Genomic DNA, 21,638 nt, shown 5'->3' on the forward strand with positions numbered 1-21,638 from the left:
TTGAAGAATGCTATAGACAAATCCCTTTGGTACATTATTACCTGCTCATCCCCCTTGCATCGCAGTGGGCCATGGATTAGGTTCCCGGCTCGACACACGCGCCCCTGTCTTTGTTGCGGGCGTGCACAAACCCGGCTGCTGCCTTGCTGCAGCGCCATCCAAAGGATCATCCACTCATGTCTTTGCGTTGCTTTCTCAACGGCAAAATTCACGGCGCCACCCTGACGGGGGCAAACCGTGACTACATCGGCTCCATATCCATTGACCCTGCGCTTCTTGAAGCTGCAGGCATCGCGCTTTTCGAACAGGTAGACGTCTACAATGTGGACAATGGCGAACGACTGACAACATACGCCATAGAAGGACAACCCGGCGAGATTTGCCTTAACGGCGCCGCTGCCCACAAGGGCGAAGTCGGCCAGCGCCTGATAGTTGCTGCCTACACCTGGCTGGAAAAGTCTGAAACTGAAAAACACACCCCCAAAATAGTCATCTGCGGCCCGGGCAACGTTCCCCAGGCTTCGCAATAAGCAAGGAGTTCCCTTTATGGCCAAATTGAACAAACCCGGCGTATGGGACGGTCTGGACAAGGAACGCGTGGGCAGAGCCCTGGTCATGGCGTATATGAGCGATGACTATCTAGAAGTTCTGGCCGCCATCAACAATGCCGAAACCCCCGAAGAAGTGGAAAAGGCCCAGGAGCAAGTCAAGGAACTCATGACCCTGTGGCGCGACGAATGTCCTGAATTCGCCTTCATGGTGGATGGCCTGTTTCTCTTCTCCCAGGCCATGCTGCAGTTCTTTCCTGAGGAAGGATTTGATGAGGATGCGGCAGATGAAGAATCAGACGGACATGACTGCGATTGCGACGACGACTAAACAGGCACTCCAGCTCAATCTGACAGGCAGGGCTGGAGCCCGTTGAAGAGCGCCCTACCAGCGTTCTCTTACAGCACGAAAAAGCGCGGGGTGGCGATCATACTGGTGCACAACCAGGGGCGTCGCCCCGTTTTCTCCCAGCATATCACCGGCCGCATTCATTGCCGCACCTTCCTTTCTATACCCTAGGGTCAATACGGGTCCCGCATTATCGTGGACCTTTACCTTCTCGAACACGCCACGCCGTAGCAAATGGTTGTGCAACCCCTGATCATAGCCTGCCATGCGCACGCCCGGCGTAAAGGGCAAAAGCCCCGAGCACATTGTGCGCACGTATTCGCGCACCGAGTCGGCATCTCCCACGGTTATGCCGGAGCAGAGGATCTGCTCATCAGCCAGGTCCTGCAAAGCCTGCTCTCCCAAGTGCCCTGCCACCCATCTACGCATGTGCTCGCAGTCCAGCACCCGCATTCGCGCGTCCTCCTGAAACACATGCAGTCCCCTATCCCATGGGAACTCTGCAGGGTCGCGTTGAAAAACCACATCGCGTACATCCGTGAGCATGATATGGCCTATAACATCCTGCGCAGCATCGAGAAATTCACGGTACAGAAAATACCGCCACGCATTGTAAGGCACATGCGCCATGGCATCCGGACGAACAAAGGGGCGCACTTCCGCGCCGAGTTCGGCCATTCGCTCAAGGTCTCGGGTGGTGGGGGATGTGAACAATACCACCCGCCCCTGATAGCCTGTCTCTTTAAGCGATTGCAGAAAGGGGCGCACGTCACCGAAATGATAGCCTGCCGCCAGGCCGAGGATAAGAGAAAGTGGGGAGTGATTCACGGCATAAAGAAGTAAGGCAAGCGCTTATGTCATGCAAACAAAAAAGCGCACCACTTAGCTATCAGTCATCCAGCAAAGGCTCGGGACCGCGCACCGTATTCCCGGCTCTGGGGGCCGTGGCGATCGCCTCTTCCTCTGCTTCGCTCTCCGGGGGGGTGCTGCCATTCCCCTGCCACCCCAAGCCAGTAATGACCCTGTACAATTGGCGGGCGGCATCGAAGTTGGGCTTTGCGGCCAAGGCCATGGAGACCTGCTCCACAGCCTGATCGTGCTCCAGGTTTGAAGCCAGCACCCGCGCCATATTATAGTGCACATAAGGGTCGTCGGGAGAAAGCTCCAGGGCTTTTGCGTAGGCTTTTGAAGCGCCCGTAAAATCACCCAGCTTGCGCAGGGCCACACCGAGCGTATTATAGGGGTTGGGGATGTGGCTCTTGTTGCGCATGATGGTCACGAATAGTTGCTTGGTCTCTTCCAGACGTGTGTAGAGAGCCAGATGGCGCGCTGCGCGAACGGAAAACCCCTTGCTGCGTTTTGTGTCACCGCTCCGGGTTGCGGCTTCGGCCAGACCTTTGTGCGCTTCAATGGCCAAAAGCAGAATCTTTGCCGCACGCTTGAAATCCACCATGGCGCGTCCGAACTGATTGCCCAACAGTTCTTCAAACCCCGTATCGTAATAATCCTGGGGTTCCTCCACTATGGAGGTCACTGCCATGAAGGATTCACGCGCCTCGCGCAATTTGCCCTCTGCCAGCAGTCGATGGGCCTGCCCCATGCGTTTCATCTCCACGCCATAAAAACTCCCCACCTGCCACAACTGCAAGAGCTGGCGCTGCATGTCGTCATCATCAATCGGGCGTTTGAGAAAGCCAGCCGCCCCAAGCGAGATGGCGTCCAGCACATACCCCCGCTCCGCAGAGTGGGCGATGAGCAAAACCGGAATCATGGGGCGCAGCTTGCCGACATGATGCAAAAACGAGAGACCGGCCATGTCCCGCAAGCTTGCATCGCAGATGATCAGGTCAACCTTGTGCTCCTTCATGTACCTGAGCCCCTGGCGTCCTCTGGCAAACGCCTTGAACCCGTTACACCCAGCAGCGGCAAGCTTGGCGCAATCACTGCGCACATGCTCCACATCGTCCGCCAGCACCAGAACATTTTCAAAACTGCCCGGCAGTTCACCGCTGGAAGCTACCTGTTGTATGCGCTGCTGCATTGCGTCATCCACATACAAAAGCAGGGGTTCCGTCTTTCTGTAAGACGCTTCACTGGGGCGCTCTCTGTCCTTATGCACAGGAACGACAGGCGCAAGCCCCTTGGGTTCCGGCAAGGCCGCATCCTCAGAAGGAAAAAGCATGGCGCGCCATTGTTCCACACTTTGCGGCCGGTCTTTTTCCAATACACGTAACGCCAGGTCCACTGCTTCCAGAAAGTGCCGGCTGTAGCGCCCCAACCCGCTGGTCACTGCGGCCACAAGAGGGTCGTTGCGGCCGCTCAGTGCAGAGCTGGTGCGCAAAGCGGATTCCGGCGGCGTGTTCCCGGTGATGGAGCGGTACAGAACCCCGCCAAAGGCATAGATATCGGTCCAAGGCCCCTGGTCGTCGCTCGTACTGTAATACTGTTCCAAAGGTGAATAGCCCGGCGTCAGCAGAGTTGTCAGCGCCTTGGATCGCTGCCCCATGGCATTGCGCGCAGAACCGAAGTCAATGAGCACGGGGGAGCCATCTTCGCGTATGACAATGTTCTCCGGTTTGATATCCCGATGGATGAATCCTTGAGCATGGAGCGATTCCAGGCCAGAGAGCAAGGGGAGGGTAATGGCTTTGAGGGCGGTTTCATCAAGCACCTGGCTGTCTTCAAGGATATCCGCGAGACTGCGCCCCCGTTCGAAATCCATGGCCATATAGGCGGTATTGTTGTCTTCAAAAAGGGTCAGCACCCGCACTATGTTAGGGTGCTTGAATTGCGCCAGTATCTGGGCTTCCAACAGAAAGCGGCTCTTGCCCCAGTCGAAGTGGGCCTGCACAGACTCGCTACGCGCGGCGACACTGTTGTTTTCCAATCTTGTGGCGACTTCGTGGGGAAAATATTCCTTGAGCGCAACCTGCTGCTTGAGGTTGCGATCCATGGCGAGATACGTGATGCCGAATCCTCCCTTACCCAGGATTGCCTGGATTTCGTAGGATTGCAGCACCACTCCTGTTTCGAGGGCTTCAGTACCGTATTCGGAACCGTTTTCGGTTTCTGCCACGCCCCGGCCTCCTGCCGTGTCGCAGGATTAGTGTTGAAAAATAAACGCCTGACCGTACCTTATAAATTTCTAGCTCCGGGTGTGATATTTGTAAAGCCGTCCCCAACGGTTACGAAAACGCTCTGTTTACATAATCTGGACAGGTATGGAACCTGATGATAGTTGAAGCATCAACTATTAAACACTTTAGACGGCCATGCGGGACATTTTCCCCTGAAGATGTTCGCCCCCCTGATATATGAATCGCCATGGAAATTTCACGCACTGGAGATAAATGCACCTTTTATGTGGACGTCAGCGAACGTACAACGCTGGTCTGCCCCTCCTGCCATCGCAAGAAGGTTCTTGATGCACGCCCTTACCGTGAGGTCGAAACGCCTCTACGCGTAAACTGCCCCTGCGGCCAATCCTTTACCTGTCAATTCGAATACTGCAAGAACTACATCAAGAATGTGGATTTGGCAGGAGAATACCACGTCCCCAAAACCGAAAAGCGTGGCGCCATCACATTGCAGCGTTTATCCATCGAAGGCGCTTCCTTCACGGTTGATCACCTGGATGACATGGCCCACGGTATGAACCTGGATATAAGCTTAACCCTGGATAACAAACAGCAAACCCCGGTGGAGCGTACCGTCAAGGTGACTTCCATCAAGGACAACCTGGTGGGTGTGATGTTTGTGGGCGGGGTGCGCAACAAGACCGTTGGATTCTACCTGATGCCGTAAAGGCCAGGCCCCGGCATCACGCCTTTATCAATCCCTTACGCATCATCCTCTTTGCTTTCCGCACCCGCAATACCTGCCTGCGTGCTGAGCCATTGCGCCTGGCGGCAGACTCCCATGAGCAGGTTGAACTCGTTGCGCCTGAGCGGGGTGCGCTGCAAAAAGCGCTTTACAGGGAGCATCCAGTAGTCGGGATTGTCAGACTTCAGGTAGTCGATGGCCAGCAGGGTTTTTTCCAGAGTGGCGTAAAGGGTCTGCTGCTCCTGGTGCGTGATACGGCGCTCCAGACTTGGGCCGGCAGGACGGAAAGGCCTGGTGTTGGGCGCGTGGGTAAAACACTCGTACAAGACGATGAGCACGGCCTGCGCCAGATTCAGGGAACTGGACCCCGTAGTCGGAATGCAGAGCAGACGGCCGCAGAGCGCAATGTCTTCGTTGGTCAGGCCCCTGTCCTCAGGGCCGAAAACAATGGCCACTTCCAACCCTTCTCCCAGGTGCTCCCCTATTTCAGGAGCTGCCTGGGACGGCGTTAAAACACCCTTGCGCCACCCCCCTGTACGGGCGGTGGTGGCGTAAACCATATTAAAGGAGGCAAGGGCGGTGGCAAGGTCTTCCTCCACGCGCATATTTTCCAGGATGGGCTCGCCCTACGCCGTGGCAAGGGCCTGGGCGGCTTTCATATTCCAGCGTTTGGGGTCCACCACCACAAGCCGCGAACACCCCATGTTCGCACAGGCCCGCGCAGCCGCGCCTACATTTTCAGGAAATTTCGGCCGCACCAATACAACGGCCAAACCATCGAGCATCCATGACTCCTTGGATATGCGAAAGCATCAGGATTCAAAAACGATAACAACTGAAACGTTCAGATGGGGGAAATCAAAAAATCCTAGTGACGCTGAGCGCCAGCATACCCATGCCCAGGCCGACCTTGATGCCCATGCCGAAGAACTTGCCCCAGAATGCACCCCAGGCTGCGCGACTGGCCTCGGCGTTGCTGCGCCCCTGTCCTGTTTCCATGATGAAGCAACCGGCATAGGCGCCGCAAAGGGCGCCGATCACGGCACCCAACCCAAAAAAGAAGGGCGCCCCGAGAATGGCACCCGCTATGGCGCCGATAATGCCGCCAAGATTGCCCCTCCCGGTGCTGCCGAAACGCTTTGCCCCGTAAGCTTGGGCTATGAACTCCATGATTTCTCCTACAAGTGCGAACGCCAGGAGAACCCCCATGAACCCCCAGCCCATGGCTTCCGGATGCATGAATTTCCAAATAAGCAGCAGCCCCAGCATGATCCAGTTGGCCGGCAGGCTGAAAATGTGCAGCATAAGCACAAGCAGCAGAAGACATACGAACAGTATGGCCCAGACAGTCGCCATAGTTAAAACTCCAATCTATGTGTTATTTCAGGATTACGACTCTGTTATTGTGCTGTCTCTTTTGTAGCGTTGCTGTGCTGTACCAAGCAACGCCCCCGGCAGCAAATAATAACTCTTTTAGGAAAGGGGGCGGGGGAAAACCTATAATACGTTTTCCCCCGCAAAAAGGGAATCTTTACTCGCCTTTATGGCGGTCGTCACGAACGCGTTGCGCCTTGCCTTCGCTGGTGGGCAAGGCATTGCGCTGCACCAGTTCCACCCGCGGCGTTACCAGCAATTCGTCGCGCAAACGCGCAGCAACACGCTTTTGCAGGCCGGCCAATGCACGCATATCTTCCACAAAGAATTCGTCTTTTAGCTCCACCAGCACCTTGATCTGGTCGATGAAGCCTTCGCGTTCGAGCACGATGAGGTAGTTCTGCCCCACTTCGGGGATGGACAGCAGGACCTGCTCAATCTGCATGGGGTAAATGTTTACGCCCTTGATAATAATCATGTCATCGGCGCGCCCTGCTATGCGATCGATACGGCGATGCTTTCTGCCGCAGGGGCACTCTCCCGGCAAGATACGGCTCAAATCCCGCGTACGGTAACGCAGTATGGGCATTCCCTCCCGGGTCAGCGTGGTCAGCACCAGTTCGCCTATTTCTCCGTCCGCCACAGGCTCGCCCGTCTCAGGATCGATGACCTCGAGAATATAGGCGTCTTCCCAAAGATGCATTCCATTCTGCTCTTTGCACTCAAACGCCACACCCGGCCCATTCATTTCGGAAAGACCATAGGAATTGTAGGCCTTCAGCCCCAGCATCTCTTCAATGCGACGCCGGGCTTCGTCCGTATGCGGCTCTGCACCTATGAGCGCAACACGCAGGGGCAGCGATGTGGGATCTATGCCCTGATTGCGCACATACTCGGCAAAATACAGTGCATAGGAAGGGATGATATGCGCAGAGGTAACATTGAAATCCATAATCAGCTTGAGCTGACGCGCAGAGTTGCCTGCTCCGGAGGGGATGGTCAGACATCCAAGCCGCTCCGCCCCGTAATGGATGCCAAGCCCGCCGGTAAACAGCCCATACCCTGCAATATTCTGAAATATGTCACTGGAGCGCATGCCCGTCAGGTGCATGCAGCGCGCCATGAGATCGGCCCAGGTATCCAGGTCGTTTTTGGTGTGCATGATGACCGTAGGCGCGCCAGTGGTGCCGCTGGAAGCGTGCAACCGGACCATCTTGCTCCGTGGCATGGTCAGCATGCGATCGGGATAGCTGGCGCGGAGGTCGTCTTTGGTGGTGAAGGGAATGCGCCGGAGATCATCCAGGCTTTTGACATCGTCCGGGGAGAAGCCCGCTTCCTTGAAGTGCTCTTTGTAGAAGGGAGAAGCAGCGCAGCGTTCGAGCACGGCTTTCAATCTTACCAGCTGCAAAGCCTCGATCTGGCTGCGGTCATAGGCTTCTGCCTCGTGGTACCAGTCCATGCCTCCCTCCTTACTCTCGCCCCAAAAACAAAAGCGAATGTGCTGAAATTACGGCGCAAACACGCCGGAACACCCCTGCCTGCCCAGGGGGTGCCAACGAGGGTCAGCCCCTAATAACTGGATTCTGACGGCGCGGGCATCTCGGCCAGATCCTCGAACGCCGTACTGGGGCCGAGGAAGGCCAGTTCTATGGTGCCGGTGGGGCCGTTACGTTGTTTGCCGATGATGACTTCGGCAACACCCTTTTTGGGGTTGTCCTCGTTCTTGTTGTAAACCTCGTCGCGGTAAAGGAACATGATCACGTCAGCATCCTGCTCAATGGCGCCGGATTCACGCAAGTCAGAAAGCAAGGGGCGCTTGTTTGTCCGCTCCTCAACCTTGCGGTTCAACTGCGAAAGCGCGATCACTGGCACGTCCAGTTCCTTGGCCAGCGCCTTCAGGTTGCGCGAGATATCGGAAATTTCCTGTTCACGGGACTCGATCCGCCTGCTCGCCCGCATAAGCTGCAGATAGTCCACAATTATCAAGCCCAGACCTTTATCCGACTTCATGCGACGGCAGCGCGCACGCAATTCCATGGTGCCCAATGCGGGGGTATCGTCAATGTAGATGGGCGCAGGGGAAAGAAAATCGGCGGCCATGTGCAGCCTGGTCCAGTCTTCGTCATCGAGAAAACCGCGGCGCAACCGGGAAAGGTCCACCTTGCCCCAACAGCAGAGCATACGCATCATCAGCTGTTCCATGCTCATTTCCAGCGAAAACACAGCGGTGGGGACCTGAGACCCAACTGCCGCGCGCATGGCGATGTTCAGGGCAAAGGCCGTCTTTCCCATACTGGGGCGCGCCGCCAAAATAATCAGATCCGATGCCTGCAGCCCCGCCGTGATCTCATTGAGCTTCTGATACCCCGTGTCCACTCCCGTCACCAGCTCTTTGCGCTCGGCACGCTCGGCCAGTTCATCAAAAACCTTGGCCACAAGATCATGGCTGGAAGAATAGAGCGCCCCTTGCGTGCGCTGTGTGATGGCGAACACGCCCTGCTCGGATTCGTCCAGCAACTCGTCCACACCCTTCCCGCTTTCAAAGCAATCGCTGATGATGTTGGACGATGTCCGGATGAGTTCGCGGCGGATGGAGTTATCACGCACAATGCGCGCATGGTGCATGGCGTTGGAAGCGCTGATCACCGACTGGGCCAGCTCCGCCAAATACACGGCGCCCCCGATATCGGCGAGCATGCCGCTCTGTTTGAGGGCGTCTCCCACCGTGACCAGATCAATGGGGCGTGACTTTTCGTTCAGATCTTCAAAAATCGAGTAGATGACACGGTGGGCAGGGTAATAGAAATCATCCCTGTTCAGAATGTCAATGAGGGTGTTGAGTATTCTGGAATCAAGAAAAACCCCCCCCAAAACCGCCTGTTCGGCTTCCAGGTTATGGGGGGGGACTTTGCGCACCAGATCGGAAGAGGCCTGCTCCAGAACCTCGCCAACGGACAAGCCGCGGCCTTGGCCCTTCTTCTTGCCTTTTCCGGATTCGTATTCCGCGCTCAAGGAAGCTATGCCTGCTCGGTAGCGGCCTCGCCCTCGTCTTGAGCAGGGGCCTGCTCTGCTGCTTCAGCAGCAGCTTCTTCGGACTCAGGCTCTTCCACAGGCGCAGCCTGTGCAGCGAGCTCGGCCTCGGCCTCTTCAGCGGAGACACCGTGACGCATAACCTTCACGGTGAATTCCACAACCACATCCTGGTGCAGCTTCACCGGCACGGTGAAGGCACCCAGGGAGCGGATGGGCTCTTCCAAAAGGATCTTGCGGCGATCAACACTCTGTCCCAGGGCTTTTTCCATGGCTTCTGCCAGCATGACGGAAGTCACGGAGCCGTAGAGCTTGTCGCCTTCACCGACACGCATGGGGATTTCCAAAGACAAAGCGGCAATCTTATCACCCAGGCTGCGGGCTTCAGCGCGGACAGACTCCATATGAGCCTGGAGCTTGTTACGCTCCTGCTCGAAGACGCGCTGGTTGGATTCGGTAGCAGGCATAGCAAGCCCGCGGGGAATAAGGTAGTTGCGGCCGTAGCCGGGCTTTACCTTCACAATCTCGCCCAAACGGCCGAGATGATCAACGTCTGCTCTCAATATAAGTTTCATGGCGAGCGCTCCTTACAGCGTGGACTTCTTGCGCACCTGCGAAGAATGGGTGGCAGTGTAGAACAAGAGGGCCATCTGCCGGGCGCGCTTGATTTCTGTGGTCAGGCGACGCTGATGCTTGGCGCAGGTGCCCGTGATGCGGCGGGCAATGATTTTGCCACGGTCAGTGACAAACTCACCCAGCACCTCGGGGTTCTTGTAGTTCAGGGGCAGGTCCTTGTTTGCGCAGAACCGGCAAAACTTACGACGGGGGGTAAAACGCTTTTTAAAAGCCATGTTATGCTGCCTCCTCGGCCTCGACCTGATCGGCCAGCTTCACGGTGACGAACTTGAAAATGCCTTCGGTGATGCGGATGTTGCGTTCCAACTCCTGCACTGCCAGAGGAGGCATGGCCAGCTCCAGGCGGACGTAAATCCCGCGCATGACTTTGTTCACGGGATAAGCCAGCTCGCGCATTCCCCATTCGTCCGTGAGCAGCACCTTGCCGCCCTGGCGTTCGATGATGCCGGTCAGGTTCTCCAGGATGCCGTTGCGCTCCTCGCTTGAAAGCTCAGGAGAGAACAACAGCAAAGACTCGTACTTACGCATGTAATCCTCCTTTTGGACGGTATGGCCCTTCCCTTCGGAAGAAGGTTCCGGCGGAAGAGCAAGGCGGAATTGAATTTGGTAGTGAAAAACGCTGGAGCTGTCAAGCGTATTCCGATGAAAAAACGAGGCCGCTAGCACGCGCCAACGATGCGCCCCATTCAAATACTGGATGCCCGCCTTCGCGGGCATGACAAAGAGGGCGTCCACTACGCAGCCCCAAGACCACACGGCAGCCAGCCCAACACCAGACAGGCGAACCGCACCACATCACCACCACAGCCACACCGCAGTGAACTGTCATTCCCGAGAAATCGGGAATCCAGGATTCACCTCTAGCCTGCGCTACTGCAGTACGCCCCTGAGGGACTATACAAAAGGCTGGATGCCCGCCTCCGCGGGCATGACAAAGAGGGCGTCCACTACGCAGCCCTCAAGACCACACCGCAGCCAGCCCAACACTAGACAGGCGAACCGCACCACATCACCACCACAGCCACACCGCAGTGAACTGTCATTCCCGAGAAATCGGGAATCCAGGATTCACCTCTAGCCTGCGCTACTGCAGTACGCCCCTGAGGGACTATACAAAAGGCTGGATGCCCGCCTCCGCGGGCATGACAAAGAGGGCGTCCACTACGCAGCCCTCAAGACCACACGGCAGCCAGCCCAACACCAGACAGGCGCACCACACCACATTACCACCACAGCCACACCGGAGCGAACTGTCATTCCCGAGAAATCGGGAATCCAGGATTCACCTCTAGCCTGCGCTACTGCAGTACGACCCTGAGGGACTATACAAAAGGCTGGATGCCCGCCTCCGCGGGCATGACAAAGGACGCGTCCACTACGCAGCCCTCAAGACCACACCGTAGCCAGCCCAACACCAGACAGGCGAACCGCACCACATGACCACCACAGCCAAACCGCAGCGAACTGTCATTCCCGAGAAATCGGGAATCCAGGATTCACCTCTAGCCTGCGCTACTGCAGTACCACCCTGAGGGACTATACAAAAGGCTGGATGCCCGCCTCCGCGGGCATGACAAAGGACGCGTCCACTACGCAGCCCTCAAGACCACACCGTAGCCAGCCCAACACCAGACAGGCGAACCGCACCACATGACCACCACAGCCAAACCGCAGCGAACTGTCATTCCCGAGAAATCGGGAATCCAGGATTCACCTCTAGCCTGCGCTACTGCAGTACCACCCTGAGGGACTATACAAAAGGCTGGATGCCCGCCTCCGCGGGCATGACAAAGAGCGCGTCCACTACGCAGCCCTCAAGACCACACGGCAGCCAGCCCAACACCAGACAGACGAACCGCACCACATCACCACCACAGCCACACCGGAGCGAACTGTCATTCCCGAGAAATCGGGAATCCAGGATTCACCTCTAGCCTGCGCTACTGCAGTACCACCCTGAGGGACTATACAAAAGGCTGGATGCCTGCATCCGCGGGCATGACAAAGAGCGCGTCCGCAACGCAGCCCTCAAGACCACACGGCCATCAGCCACACACCAGACAGGCGCACCGCATCACATGACCACCAGCCAAAACACAGCGAACTGTCATTCCCGAGAAATCGGGAATCCAGATTTGCCGTCGGCCCCGCCTTTTTTACACCAGGGGTAGCAGCACCCGGAAACAGGCGCCCTCGCCATCCACACCGTCTTCGCGCACCTGCCCCCCGTGGGCGTGGACCACGGCCTGCACAAGAGAGAGCCCAAGGCCGAGCCCTCTTTGCGAGCGGCTCTTGTCGCCGCGATAGAGGCGCTCAAAAATATGCGGCCTGTCCTCGGGGGGGACGCCAGGCCCGCTGTCGCGAATTTCGACAATGGCATGTCCGGCATCGCTGCCCAGCGTTACGATAACCCGCCCCTTTTCCGGTGTATATTTGAGGGCGTTATCCATCAGGTTGGAAAGCACCTGCCGCATGCGCCCCGTGTCTGCCTTGACCGGAAGCGGCGCGTCCGCCTCCATGCAGATGTCGATCTGCTTGTCTTCGGCGATCATGGAATAAAGCTCCACCACTTCCTCGGCAAGAACAACCAGATCCACGTCATCGAGCTCCAGGTGCATGGCGCCGCTTTCGGCTTCGGAAATATCCATCAGCGTGGTCAGCATGCGTCCGATGCGCTCGGCTTCTTCCGCACAATCCAGCAACGCCTCGCGCAGCACGGCGGGGTCCTGTTCCTTTTGCAGGGCTGATTCCACGGTCAGTTTCAAACGCATCAGGGGGGTGCGCAAGTCATGCGCCACATTGTCCAGGGTCCCGCGCATGCCCGCAACCAATGCGCCGATGCGCTCAATCATGGTGTTGAATTGCCCTGCCAGATCGTGCAGCTCATCCTGAATAGGGGGCATGGGCACTCTGGCGTCAAACCCACCCTTCTCAACCTTGGACACGGCGCGCGTCAGATCACGCAAAGGGGAAAGCGCCCTGTTTGCGAGAAATACGCCGCCGCTGAGCCCGAGTAAAAGCATGGGCAGGGCCACAAGGGGGAATATGGATTTGACGTAGCCCAGCAATCGTTTGCGCTCGGCCATACCAAAACCGACCTGAAGCTGGAAATTCTCTGCCAGCGAAACACCCATGGCTTCCAGGGTCTCGCCGTCCTGGGAAGGTTGGAGCACCACCCAGCGGCGGGTGGAGGTAAAACGTCGCTGCTCTATCTGCTTGATGTCTACGTCCCGGAGACCTTCGGGCAGGGTCACCAGAAGCGCCCTGTTCTTGTCATCCAGAACACGCACGAAAAACCCGGTACGGGCGTTTGCGGTGCGCTCTTCGTCCAGAAGGCGCAACAGCGCGGGCAAGCCGTGGCGGTGCTCTATCTGTACGTATTGTTCGAGCTTGTTTCTGGCGACATTACGGTTGTTATCCCGGATGGCGCGAGAAACCAGGCCATAGGTTGCGCCAAAGATCAGAACGGTGATGCAGATGGAGACGAGAGTGAACCAGAGAGCCAGCCGCCAGCCGACGCGCAGCGCCGGCCTATGCGCCCTTGAGTACATAGCCAACTCCGCGCAAGGTGTGGATCATCTTGTCCTGAAAGTCGCGGTCCACCTTATTGCGCAGCCGGCACACAAGAACATCCACCACATTGGTTTGCGGATCGAAACTGTAATCCCAGACGTGCTCCAGGATCAACGTCTTGGAAACCACGCGCCCCGCATTGCGCATCAGGTATTCGAGCAATGCGAACTCGCGAGGCTGCAGCTCAATGATTTTGTCTTCCCGTTTGGCTTCGCGGCTGAGCAAATCCAGTTCCAGATCTCCCACGCGAAGCGTCGTTGCCTCTGCTTCCTGACTGGAGCGCCTTATCAGCGCCTGGACGCGGGCCAGAAGCTCGGAAAAGGAAAACGGCTTGACGACATAGTCGTCACCACCACTGCGCAGCCCTTTTACACGATCCTCCACGCTGTGTTTGGCGCTGAGGATGATGACAGGGGTCTGCACCCCCTTGTTCCGCATGGCTTCTATCAAAGAGATGCCATCCATACCCGGGAGCATGATGTCCACCACAGCGGCATCATAGGGTTGCGTCAAGGCCATATGCAGACCGTCCGTGCCTGTCTGGGCGACATCCACGGCGTAAGTGGCCTGCTCCAGTCCTTTGGCTACAAAGGCGGCGATTTTGGGGTCGTCTTCGACTATGAGGATTCTCATGGGCAACGCCTTAGCGGTTCAACACAATATAGGGGGGCAGCCCCCCGGCTGGAACCGGGAAATACCCGGGCCGGACAAAGCCCGCCCCGGGTTACTTATAGAATGATAAAAACCTGGGAAACTTCCTACTGCGTCAATTCTTTTTCCATCTTCTCGTAAAAAGCTTCCAGCTTGTCCATGACGGCGGCAGCTTTTTCCTTGAGTTCAGGCCAGACGGTCTCGTCAGCATTGTTGAGCTGCTTGATCACGTCGTTGGTCTCTTCGGCCAGCTCTTTCATTTCATCAACAAACGCCTTCTTGATTTCGCTGTCCTTGAACTCTTCAGCAAGCTTGTCCAAGCCCTGCTCGATATCCTGCATCCTGTCTTCGAGCACCTTCACGGCGTCAGCGCGCTTGTCGTAAGCGTATTCTTCAATCTGCCCTTCGGTGAGATTGTCGTCTTCCGCCTTCTGCTCAGAAGCGAACGCCACCGAGGTCAACACCAGAATCGCAGCCATGGCGGCCACCATCAAACGCATTGCATAGCCCTTCATGTTCCTCTCCTTACATATTGTTGCGCCGACACTATCGGCATCCTTTCCAAGGAACCCGGTGCACCACAAGTTCAAAACTGGTTGGTCCGGGCGCTCCTGTAATTGCATGCAAGACAAAAAACACGCGGCTTCCCGCATGGCGCAGGTGTTCTATGCCACAGCATGCGCCTTTTTGGGAAGCCGTAATGCAAGGGGCAACTGCGTCCCCCAGCATGGTGTGTTTACCTGATGCTATTAACAGCAGAACATCACAATCTGCGGCGCCTGCCAAAAATCAAGGCGAGGACGAAAAGCACCAAAAAGACAAAGAACAGTATTTTGGCGATGCCAGCAGCCGCGGAAGCTATACCGCCGAAGCCAAACACAGCCGCAACAATGGCGATGATGAAAAACGTTATTGCCCAACCTAACATGGCGTTCCCTCCTGTTGTTATCCCGACGGTCGCCGGGCAACGCACGGGCCGTCATTATCCCCTCATTACGGTTTCCCTATGAAACCACATTCACTGTAACGTGAAGTTTTCGACCTGTAACGGTCAGGAATCGGTGATAAAACAGGTAAGGGGAGCCAGGAGAGACTTCTGCGGCATTCAAAAATAGTCACCAAAAAGAACTTTTGGCACTGTAATTGCTAGACCAAAAACACCTGGGGCATTCGTGACGCCATGCTGGCCCGGAGGCTTACAACACACTACAATGCCTCGCCGGCGGCCATATGACCGCACGGTGCGCCCGGGGCGATGCAATGGAGCGGCCCGGTCGATAGCGTCAGCAGACGTTTCGCCGGGCCGTTTCCCATTATTGTCTGTCAGGGGTTGCAACCGAAATGATTACAGGTCCATGCCCCATTGTTTCAACGCAGCCATGCCGCCGTGCAGATTGACCACATTTTCATAGCCTTTCTCATGCAGCATGATTTGCGCTTCATAAGAGCGCCCACCTGTGTTGCAGACGAGAACCACCGTCTTGTCTTTGGGAATCTCTTCCAGCCGCTCGTAAATATGGCCCTGGGGAATATTGTGCCAGACGTCGGGGTGGCGCTCCACATAATCCCTGGCGTCCGCCTGCTCCCGGCAATCCATGAAGAAATACTTGCCGGAATCGCGTTCATCCCAAAGCCCCTGGAATCCCTCCGGCCCGACGCCACAGTTGCGCCCTGCCAGGGCATTGTCGGCCATGCTGCCCAGGGTGTTCAGGATGTCCATGGCGGCGGAAAAAGGCGGCGAGTAGCAGAGCTCCAGGTTGCACATATCGTCTACACCCAGACACCGCTCCAACTGAGTGGCCACGACGTTCACCCGGCCGACCATGGCATCGCCGGCAGAACCGAAGCCCTGGATGCCCAGCACCCTGCGGGTACTCTTGTCAAAGACCAACTCCAGAGTCATGAGTTCCTTTGAAGGATAGAAATGGGCGCGGTCCAACTGGGTGAGCATCACGCTCCCCGCGTCGAAGCCCATCTCAAGGGCGCTTTGGAGACTGAGACCAGCGCCAGCGATGGAGCGTTCAAAGATCTTGCAGACAAAGCTGCCCACTGCGCCTTTGAAGCTGGCATTGCCCCCCGCCAGGTTGGTGCCGATGACACGGCCCTGGCGGTTGGCCATGGACCCCATGGGCAGATAGAAATCGCGCCCAGTGATCTCGTTGCGGATGACCACGCAATCGCCCCCTGCAAAGATACTGGGGTCAGAGGTACGCATACTTTCATCAACGATAATGCCGCCGCGGTCGGACACGGCCAGACCGCACTTGCGAGCCAGTTCGTCATTGGGCGCCACGCCTACGCTGATGACCACGGCGTCGGCATCAATGGTGCGCTTGTTGGTGACGACACGCTGCACCTGCCCTTCACCTTCGATGCGCTGGACAAATTCACCCAGCCCGAAACTGACGTCCTTTTCTTCCATGTGGCGCATTGCCATTTTTGCCAGCACAGGGCTGAGCAACCTGGGCATAATTTGGGGGGCGATCTCCAAAACGGTCGTCTCCACTTCCCACATGTCGGCGAATGCTTCCGCCATTTCCAAACCAATGAACCCGGCCCCCAGGATAACGGCCTTTTCCACCTGCCCCTTGGTCACGGCTTCGCGGATTCTGGTGGCGTCATGGGGATTGGAAACATAGTGAACGCCCTGCAATTCTTCACCTTGCAGCCCCAGCTTGCGCGGGGTGGCTCCTGTCGCAATAACCAACTGATCGTACTGCAGGTCTTCCTCTTCTCCAGTGGCCAGATGCCGGACACGCACTTGCTTGGCTTTGCGGTCGATGGACACGGCCTCGGTGCCGGTAATGACGTCGACGCCTTTGGTTTCCTTGAAGAACTTCTCGTCACGCAGCATATGAAAACTGGTAGTGCGCAGCTGCATGGCCTCGGAGACCTCACCCCCGACGTAATAGGGAATACCGCACCCGCCGTAGGAAATGAGATCGCTCTTGTCGATCATGGTGACCTTTGCGTCGGGTTGCAGACGCTTGAAGCGGCAAGCAGATTTCGGGCCGAGGGCAACTGCCCCGATTACGACCACATGTTGCGACATTCTATCCTCCTGACGTCAGAAATTATTCCGTATTTTCGGATGCATGGTAGTTACTTTCCGGCGATTGTTAGCGCAAAGGAGCAAAGGCGTAAAGGGTGTTGGAAAAGTCAGCACCCTGTCTTGCATATAACGTAGCGTTATGGCCCCATAAAAAAAGTGCGCTGCCTTCTCCTTTACTGATGAAGAAGGCAGCGCACATAGCTTGCAAAAAACGACTACGACGGGAACGAAACCCGTTCAGTTACGCGGCGTTGTCGCCTGACTTCATATGAGCGATCAAACGTCGCAACTCCTCGGACTGTGCGGCAAGGTCGGCAATGGCGTCTGCTGATTGCCGCAGGTTGTCTGCCGTCTCAGTGGAAATACGGCTGATATCGGCAACACTGCGGTTGATCTCTTCCGTGGTTGCCGATTGTTGTTCGGAAGCAGTAGCAATGGAGCTGACCTGGTCCGAAGTCTGCTCGACAAGGCTTACAATGGTCTCCAAGGCCTGGCCGGAATCACCCGCCAACGTGGTCACAGCATCAATGTTCTGCACTGCCATATCCACGTTTTCAACGTTCTTCTTCGTGCTCTGCTGAATACCGGCGATTGCGTCGCCCACTTCCTTGGTTGCGCTCATGGTCTTCTCGGCGAGCTTTCTCACTTCGTCGGCCACCACTGCAAATCCTCGGCCGGCTTCACCAGCCCGTGCCGCTTCGATGGCGGCATTCAGCGCAAGCAGGTTTGTCTGGTCCGCAATGTCGGAGATAACATTCATTATCTGCCCGATGCCCTGGGCCTGCTCGCCCAGGTTGGTCATGTCATCCTTGAGCGCCATGGCCGTTGTCTGCACATCGCCAATGCCCTTGATGACCTTGGCCACGATAGATGAACCATTGCCTGCGTTCTGCCTTGCTTCACCAGCCATGCCCGCAGCTTCAGAAGCATTTTGCGCCACTTCGACCACAGTGGCGTTCATCTCTTCCATGGCCGCGGCAGTTTCGCCCACCCTGCTGGCTTGTTCTTCCGAGCCCTTGCTCACGTGCTCTATCTGCTGTGAAATCGTCTGCGAAGCAGAGGTTATGGAAGCCACAATGTTTTCAAGTTGCTCCGCCGCCAGCAGCATGCCCTCTTCCTTGGCCTTTTCAGCTTTTTCTCGTGCTTTTTCGGCATCCGCCATTGCCGCCGTGGCTTTTTCTGTTTCCGTGGCAGCCAGGCGCGACTGCTCCTCGGCTTCTCCGATTTTCGTTTTCAGCGTAACGACCATGGTATCCATTGCGCCCTGCAAGCTGCCAATTTCATCCTTTCTGTCGGATTTCATATCGACATCAAGGTCTCCCCCGGCGATACGCATGGCCGCTGCATCAAGCTTCCCTATGGGACTTAGCACGCTTAGGGTGAGGATGATCCAGATACCAAGGCCCATGACAACCGACAGGCTGGCGGACAGGATAAGAATAAACAGTCCCAGGTCTTTGGCTTGTGCAAGTACAGCCTCTTTGACAAACGCCATCCCCAGGGTCCATCCAGTAATCTTGGATTTTGTAAAGAAGATTAGTTTTTCGACACCCAGCGATTCGGTTTCAATAACCCCCTCATCCTGGTTGGCCATTTTCTTTCCGTAGTCCGTTTCCGTGAACACATTGAGTTTGGCAATCAAATCAGCTTGCGGATGCGCCAAAAGAAGGCCATCCGGAGCCAAGATATACGCATAAACATCATCTGTATTGAGCGTATTGACATGATTTTCGGCAAATGCAGAGATGCGAATACCAGCACTTACAGCTCCGACAAGTTTACCATCTGCGTATACGGGTGCGGAAATAACGAATACGGCCCTGCCATTTACAGGGCTTATTATTGGCTTTGATATATAATTTTTGCCAGCCAAGGCCTCTTGAATATAATCACGATTACTCAAGTCCAGCCCTTGCAGCTCATCAAGCGTACCGCCGACAATAATACCTTTTGTATTAGCCAACGCAAGGCTGTCAAAAGAAGCGTGCCTTTTCAAAACTTTTTGTAAATACTTATTAGTTTCGCTTACTATTTCTTCATTTTGACTGTTTGTTATAGCCTGAACAACATTATATGCACCTGACAATGTGAGAACTTCATTGTTAGCCCCTGTTACCCACAGATCAATCGAGGAAAGAAGACTATCTACTGACCCTCTCAACATCTCATTTGTCTGTGACGACAAGGTAACTATGCTCTTTTTGTAAGCTAACCACGTCATCACTGACATACCAACAATAAGAAGTAATAACGCAGGGATTAGGAATTTAGCTCTGAATTTCATATCTGCTCCAAAAGAACTGCTTTTTAATCCAATGTTATACATGCTCCCATATAAATTGGTAAAATAACCGAATGCGTTTGCACAGGCAAGTAGGGATGAGTTTTTTTTGTATCAAAAACTGAAAGCCCCCTGTGCTTATCCGCACAGGGGGCTTTCAGATGCGATCGTTCACGCGACGTCGTACAAAGGAGACGACGTCAAAACACGGCTAGCTCTTGGAAATGGCTTCAGCGGGGCAGGCGTCGATGGATTCTTCAACGCAGTCAGCGTCGGAGTCGGGATTAATGACCACGGCCTTGTCGCCATCAGCATTCATTTCGAAAACGTCGGGGCACATTTCGACACAGGATTCGCAACCCATGCATGCATCTTCATCGATAACAATGGCCATAACAGATCTCCTTAAATTTGCTTTGCTCTTCGCCCCTCGCATGGCCAACCCGGAACCGAATAAACGGCGCTCTCCACTGGCGCATGGTGAGGAACCATGACACAGCGACACACCTGTTTCTGAAGAGCTTTGGCCAGGTGCGACGCTCTTTTGCTCCGCATATACTATTTCCATGTGCGCTTGCAAGGCTTGGGATAAAGATCACTTTAATAAGATTGGATTCTCCCCGAGCTCAGTCTGAAAGATGGATTTTCGCCGCGCCCTGCAGTTATGGGTGTCGTCATTGACAAAACGGTGTGGGCGGTGCTGTATTGTCTGGCCGGATTTTCCGTGGGGCAAGCCGGCCTTGCTCATTTATATTGCAGCCCTGTTACGCGCCACATGCAATTGTGCCCCTTGGCGCATTGTTGCGTGAGCGCACATGCTTTTCTGACTGCAAAGGTGATGCTACAATTTTCATACAGCAGTATATACCGTGCTGCTTCAGCTTACGCCATGCGTCTATGCGCATGGAATTGATGTCGGTATAATTCTCGTCATCAAAGGTGAGCAATTTCTGTGCTAAGGATTATGGCGTTTTACGTCTCAATATGCTATTCTCGCAAGTGATTGCGGCAACTGTATCATCGCGCGGTGGTCTAACGGATACCCTGCGTCAACAGCGCCCTGGAGGCTGAAGATGGAAATTACCTGTCCAAATTGCGGTATTACACGCAATGTTGACGACAAGCTGATCCCTAGGGACAAACCCCGGGTCACGACACTGTGCCGCTCATGCGGCCACCGGTTTACCCTGCACCTGGACCAGCTTGGCTTCCTTGGCACTTCTGCAGCCCCGGAAGACACACAGGATATGGATGAGGGGCGTAAAGAGCGCCGCAAAAAGGAAGCTGCCGCAGCCGCTAACAATGCATCTGCAGCGCCAAAGCAGGAAGAGTCGACCGCTCCCCTTGCAGATACCACCGGCGAGACGACCGCCGAGGCCGCGCCTGAAGCCGGTGCGCCGGAGCCCACGCCCCATTTGCCGCCACCGGACAAGCAGACAGCTGCGGCTGCCAAAAAACATATGACGCAGCGGCCCAAGCCAAAACAAAAGGCCCGCTCCATCGGCGTTATTCTCAGCAAGGGCGGTGTTGGCAAGACCACCACGTCTGTTAATCTGGCCGCCGGACTGGCCACGGCAGGCTACAAGGTCCTCCTGGTGGACACCGACACACAAGGGCAGTCCAGTTATATGCTTGGCGTCAAACCTGAGTACGGTCTGGCCGAGCTCGTCGCCAAGGAAGTTTCCCCGCAAAAGGCACTGCACAAGGCCCGCGAACGTCTTTGGCTTTTGGCGGGGGGGCGCTCCCTCGCAGGCCTCAAACGGCTCATCGACCGCAAGGACTTTGGCGGCGAACTGACCCTTGCCGAAGCTCTCGAGCCCTTTGAAACCCACTTCGACTTCATCATAGTCGACTCTTCTCCCGGGTGGGACCCCATCACGGTCAACGTGCTTTTTTTCGTGAAGGAAATCCTCATTCCCGTTTCCCTGGAGGTCATGAGCCTGCAAGGTCTTTCCGAATTTTCCAAAAGCCTTGCCACCATCCAGAAATACCGCAACGATCTGGGCATCACCTACATCGTGCCCACTTTTCTGGATTACAAAATCTCCAGCCGAGTGGACATTTACGAAAAGCTCAAGGAACTTTACGCCGACTATCTTTGCACGCCAGTCCGCTACGACCCCAGCCTTTCCGAAGCTCCTGCATACGGCCAGACAATCTATGAGTATGACGACGATTCAAGCGGCGTGGTGGATTACAAGGCATTGGTCCGCAAGGTGACGGATGGGGACGCCCTGCTCTGAGTAAGGGCAGGCGCAGACAGCAAATCGCCGCATATTGACGAAAGCAGGGCGTCCGTCTACGCTCTGGAGCAGGTTGTCG

The 21,638-nt window shown here is 55.9% G+C and carries 19 protein-coding genes and 1 pseudogene; 4 read left to right on the forward strand and 16 right to left on the reverse strand.

Features of this window, described 5'->3' with window-relative positions; translation table 11 throughout:
* The first annotated feature begins 176 nt into the window (after window positions 1-176).
* Window positions 177-530 (forward strand): aspartate 1-decarboxylase, encoded by a 354-nt coding sequence (gene panD / locus ACZ5EH_RS02385; RefSeq protein WP_464276544.1) that lies wholly within the window; start codon window positions 177-179, stop codon window positions 528-530.
* A gap of 16 nt (window positions 531-546) precedes the next feature.
* Window positions 547-879: a hypothetical protein gene (locus ACZ5EH_RS02390; protein ID WP_464276545.1), complete on the forward strand. Its 333-nt coding sequence runs from the start codon at window positions 547-549 to the stop codon at window positions 877-879.
* Window positions 880-933: 54 nt separating this feature from the next.
* Here the strand turns inward: ACZ5EH_RS02390 and ACZ5EH_RS02395 are convergent, their stop codons facing one another.
* Both ACZ5EH_RS02395 and ACZ5EH_RS02400 read right to left on the reverse strand, forming a co-directional pair.
* The gene (locus ACZ5EH_RS02395) at window positions 934-1,725 is read right to left on the reverse strand and encodes a hypothetical protein (RefSeq protein WP_464276546.1); all 792 of its coding nucleotides are present in this window, start codon (window positions 1,723-1,725) and stop codon (window positions 934-936) included.
* A 61-nt stretch (window positions 1,726-1,786) separates the two neighbouring features.
* Window positions 1,787-3,973 (reverse strand): protein kinase domain-containing protein, encoded by a 2,187-nt coding sequence (locus ACZ5EH_RS02400; protein ID WP_464276547.1) that lies wholly within the window; start codon window positions 3,971-3,973, stop codon window positions 1,787-1,789.
* Window positions 3,974-4,221: 248 nt separating this feature from the next.
* On the opposite strand from ACZ5EH_RS02400, the gene ACZ5EH_RS02405 reads away from it, so the two are divergent.
* On the forward strand, window positions 4,222-4,701 hold the full coding sequence (locus tag ACZ5EH_RS02405) for a hypothetical protein (protein ID WP_464276548.1): 480 nt from the start codon (window positions 4,222-4,224) through the stop codon (window positions 4,699-4,701).
* 35 nt (window positions 4,702-4,736) lie between these two features.
* Here the strand turns inward: ACZ5EH_RS02405 and ACZ5EH_RS02410 are convergent.
* The 14 genes and pseudogenes from ACZ5EH_RS02410 to ACZ5EH_RS02475 form a co-directional block, all read right to left on the reverse strand.
* Window positions 4,737-5,504 (reverse strand): annotated as a pseudogene (locus ACZ5EH_RS02410) (RNA methyltransferase).
* Window positions 5,505-5,577: 73 nt separating this feature from the next.
* A complete protein-coding gene (locus ACZ5EH_RS02415) occupies window positions 5,578-6,075 on the reverse strand; it encodes a DUF456 domain-containing protein (RefSeq protein WP_464276549.1) in 498 nt (165 codons plus the stop codon).
* Between the two features lie 175 nt (window positions 6,076-6,250).
* Window positions 6,251-7,552, reverse strand: a complete 1,302-nt coding sequence (locus tag ACZ5EH_RS02420; protein ID WP_464276550.1) for a phenylacetate--CoA ligase family protein — start codon at window positions 7,550-7,552, stop codon at window positions 6,251-6,253.
* Window positions 7,553-7,662: 110 nt separating this feature from the next.
* Complete coding sequence (dnaB, locus tag ACZ5EH_RS02425) at window positions 7,663-9,051, reverse strand: replicative DNA helicase (RefSeq protein WP_464278251.1); 1,389 nt, start codon at window positions 9,049-9,051, stop codon at window positions 7,663-7,665.
* A gap of 59 nt (window positions 9,052-9,110) precedes the next feature.
* Complete coding sequence (rplI, locus tag ACZ5EH_RS02430; protein WP_464276551.1) at window positions 9,111-9,698, reverse strand: 50S ribosomal protein L9; 588 nt, start codon at window positions 9,696-9,698, stop codon at window positions 9,111-9,113.
* A gap of 12 nt (window positions 9,699-9,710) precedes the next feature.
* Window positions 9,711-9,974, reverse strand: coding sequence for a 30S ribosomal protein S18 (rpsR, locus tag ACZ5EH_RS02435; protein WP_464276552.1), 264 nt, complete (start codon window positions 9,972-9,974; stop codon window positions 9,711-9,713).
* Between the two features lies 1 nt (window position 9,975).
* Entirely contained in the window at window positions 9,976-10,287 is a 312-nt protein-coding gene (gene rpsF / locus ACZ5EH_RS02440) for a 30S ribosomal protein S6 (protein ID WP_464276553.1), read from the reverse strand.
* A 1,628-nt stretch (window positions 10,288-11,915) separates the two neighbouring features.
* Window positions 11,916-13,310, reverse strand: coding sequence for a sensor histidine kinase (locus ACZ5EH_RS02445; protein WP_464276554.1), 1,395 nt, complete (start codon window positions 13,308-13,310; stop codon window positions 11,916-11,918).
* Window positions 13,291-13,965, reverse strand: a complete 675-nt coding sequence (locus ACZ5EH_RS02450) for a response regulator (protein WP_464276555.1) — start codon at window positions 13,963-13,965, stop codon at window positions 13,291-13,293. The genes ACZ5EH_RS02445 and ACZ5EH_RS02450 overlap by 20 nt, the downstream gene beginning before the upstream one ends.
* 125 nt (window positions 13,966-14,090) lie before the next feature.
* Window positions 14,091-14,498 carry a hypothetical protein gene (locus ACZ5EH_RS02455; protein ID WP_464276556.1) on the reverse strand — a complete coding sequence of 136 codons (408 nt, stop codon included), beginning with the start codon at window positions 14,496-14,498 and terminating at the stop codon, window positions 14,091-14,093.
* Window positions 14,499-14,746: 248 nt separating this feature from the next.
* Window positions 14,747-14,911: a DUF1328 family protein gene (locus ACZ5EH_RS02460; protein ID WP_464276557.1), complete on the reverse strand. Its 165-nt coding sequence runs from the start codon at window positions 14,909-14,911 to the stop codon at window positions 14,747-14,749.
* A gap of 417 nt (window positions 14,912-15,328) precedes the next feature.
* Window positions 15,329-17,035, reverse strand: coding sequence for an FAD-dependent oxidoreductase (locus ACZ5EH_RS02465; protein ID WP_464276558.1), 1,707 nt, complete (start codon window positions 17,033-17,035; stop codon window positions 15,329-15,331).
* Window positions 17,036-17,276: 241 nt separating this feature from the next.
* The gene (locus tag ACZ5EH_RS02470; protein ID WP_464276559.1) at window positions 17,277-19,319 is read right to left on the reverse strand and encodes a methyl-accepting chemotaxis protein; all 2,043 of its coding nucleotides are present in this window, start codon (window positions 19,317-19,319) and stop codon (window positions 17,277-17,279) included.
* Between the two features lie 208 nt (window positions 19,320-19,527).
* Window positions 19,528-19,710 carry a ferredoxin gene (locus ACZ5EH_RS02475; RefSeq protein WP_464276560.1) on the reverse strand — a complete coding sequence of 61 codons (183 nt, stop codon included), beginning with the start codon at window positions 19,708-19,710 and terminating at the stop codon, window positions 19,528-19,530.
* A gap of 679 nt (window positions 19,711-20,389) precedes the next feature.
* Here ACZ5EH_RS02475 and ACZ5EH_RS02480 point away from each other — a divergent pair.
* Complete coding sequence (locus ACZ5EH_RS02480) at window positions 20,390-21,559, forward strand: AAA family ATPase (protein ID WP_464276561.1); 1,170 nt, start codon at window positions 20,390-20,392, stop codon at window positions 21,557-21,559.
* Window positions 21,560-21,638 lie beyond the last annotated feature (79 nt).

This window comes from Desulfovibrio biadhensis (assembly GCF_055388615.1).

What these genes read in the sequence shown, in the direction of transcription:
- panD (WP_464276544.1), top strand. Translation starts at nt 177, where the DNA reads ATGTCTTTGCGTTGCTTTCTCAACGGCAAAATTCACGGCGCCACCCTG.
- ACZ5EH_RS02390 (WP_464276545.1), top strand. Translation starts at nt 547, where the DNA reads ATGGCCAAATTGAACAAACCCGGCGTATGGGACGGTCTGGACAAGGAA.
- ACZ5EH_RS02405 (WP_464276548.1), top strand. Translation starts at nt 4,222, where the DNA reads ATGGAAATTTCACGCACTGGAGATAAATGCACCTTTTATGTGGACGTC.
- ACZ5EH_RS02415 (WP_464276549.1), bottom strand. Translation starts at nt 6,075, where the DNA reads ATGGCGACTGTCTGGGCCATACTGTTCGTATGTCTTCTGCTGCTTGTG.
- ACZ5EH_RS02420 (WP_464276550.1), bottom strand. Translation starts at nt 7,552, where the DNA reads ATGGACTGGTACCACGAGGCAGAAGCCTATGACCGCAGCCAGATCGAG.
- rplI (WP_464276551.1), bottom strand. Translation starts at nt 9,698, where the DNA reads ATGAAACTTATATTGAGAGCAGACGTTGATCATCTCGGCCGTTTGGGC.
- rpsR (WP_464276552.1), bottom strand. Translation starts at nt 9,974, where the DNA reads ATGGCTTTTAAAAAGCGTTTTACCCCCCGTCGTAAGTTTTGCCGGTTC.
- rpsF (WP_464276553.1), bottom strand. Translation starts at nt 10,287, where the DNA reads ATGCGTAAGTACGAGTCTTTGCTGTTGTTCTCTCCTGAGCTTTCAAGC.
- ACZ5EH_RS02445 (WP_464276554.1), bottom strand. Translation starts at nt 13,310, where the DNA reads ATGTACTCAAGGGCGCATAGGCCGGCGCTGCGCGTCGGCTGGCGGCTG.
- ACZ5EH_RS02450 (WP_464276555.1), bottom strand. Translation starts at nt 13,965, where the DNA reads ATGAGAATCCTCATAGTCGAAGACGACCCCAAAATCGCCGCCTTTGTA.
- ACZ5EH_RS02455 (WP_464276556.1), bottom strand. Translation starts at nt 14,498, where the DNA reads ATGAAGGGCTATGCAATGCGTTTGATGGTGGCCGCCATGGCTGCGATT.
- ACZ5EH_RS02460 (WP_464276557.1), bottom strand. Translation starts at nt 14,911, where the DNA reads ATGTTAGGTTGGGCAATAACGTTTTTCATCATCGCCATTGTTGCGGCT.
- ACZ5EH_RS02465 (WP_464276558.1), bottom strand. Translation starts at nt 17,035, where the DNA reads ATGTCGCAACATGTGGTCGTAATCGGGGCAGTTGCCCTCGGCCCGAAA.
- ACZ5EH_RS02470 (WP_464276559.1), bottom strand. Translation starts at nt 19,319, where the DNA reads ATGAAATTCAGAGCTAAATTCCTAATCCCTGCGTTATTACTTCTTATT.
- ACZ5EH_RS02475 (WP_464276560.1), bottom strand. Translation starts at nt 19,710, where the DNA reads ATGGCCATTGTTATCGATGAAGATGCATGCATGGGTTGCGAATCCTGT.
- ACZ5EH_RS02480 (WP_464276561.1), top strand. Translation starts at nt 20,390, where the DNA reads ATGGAAATTACCTGTCCAAATTGCGGTATTACACGCAATGTTGACGAC.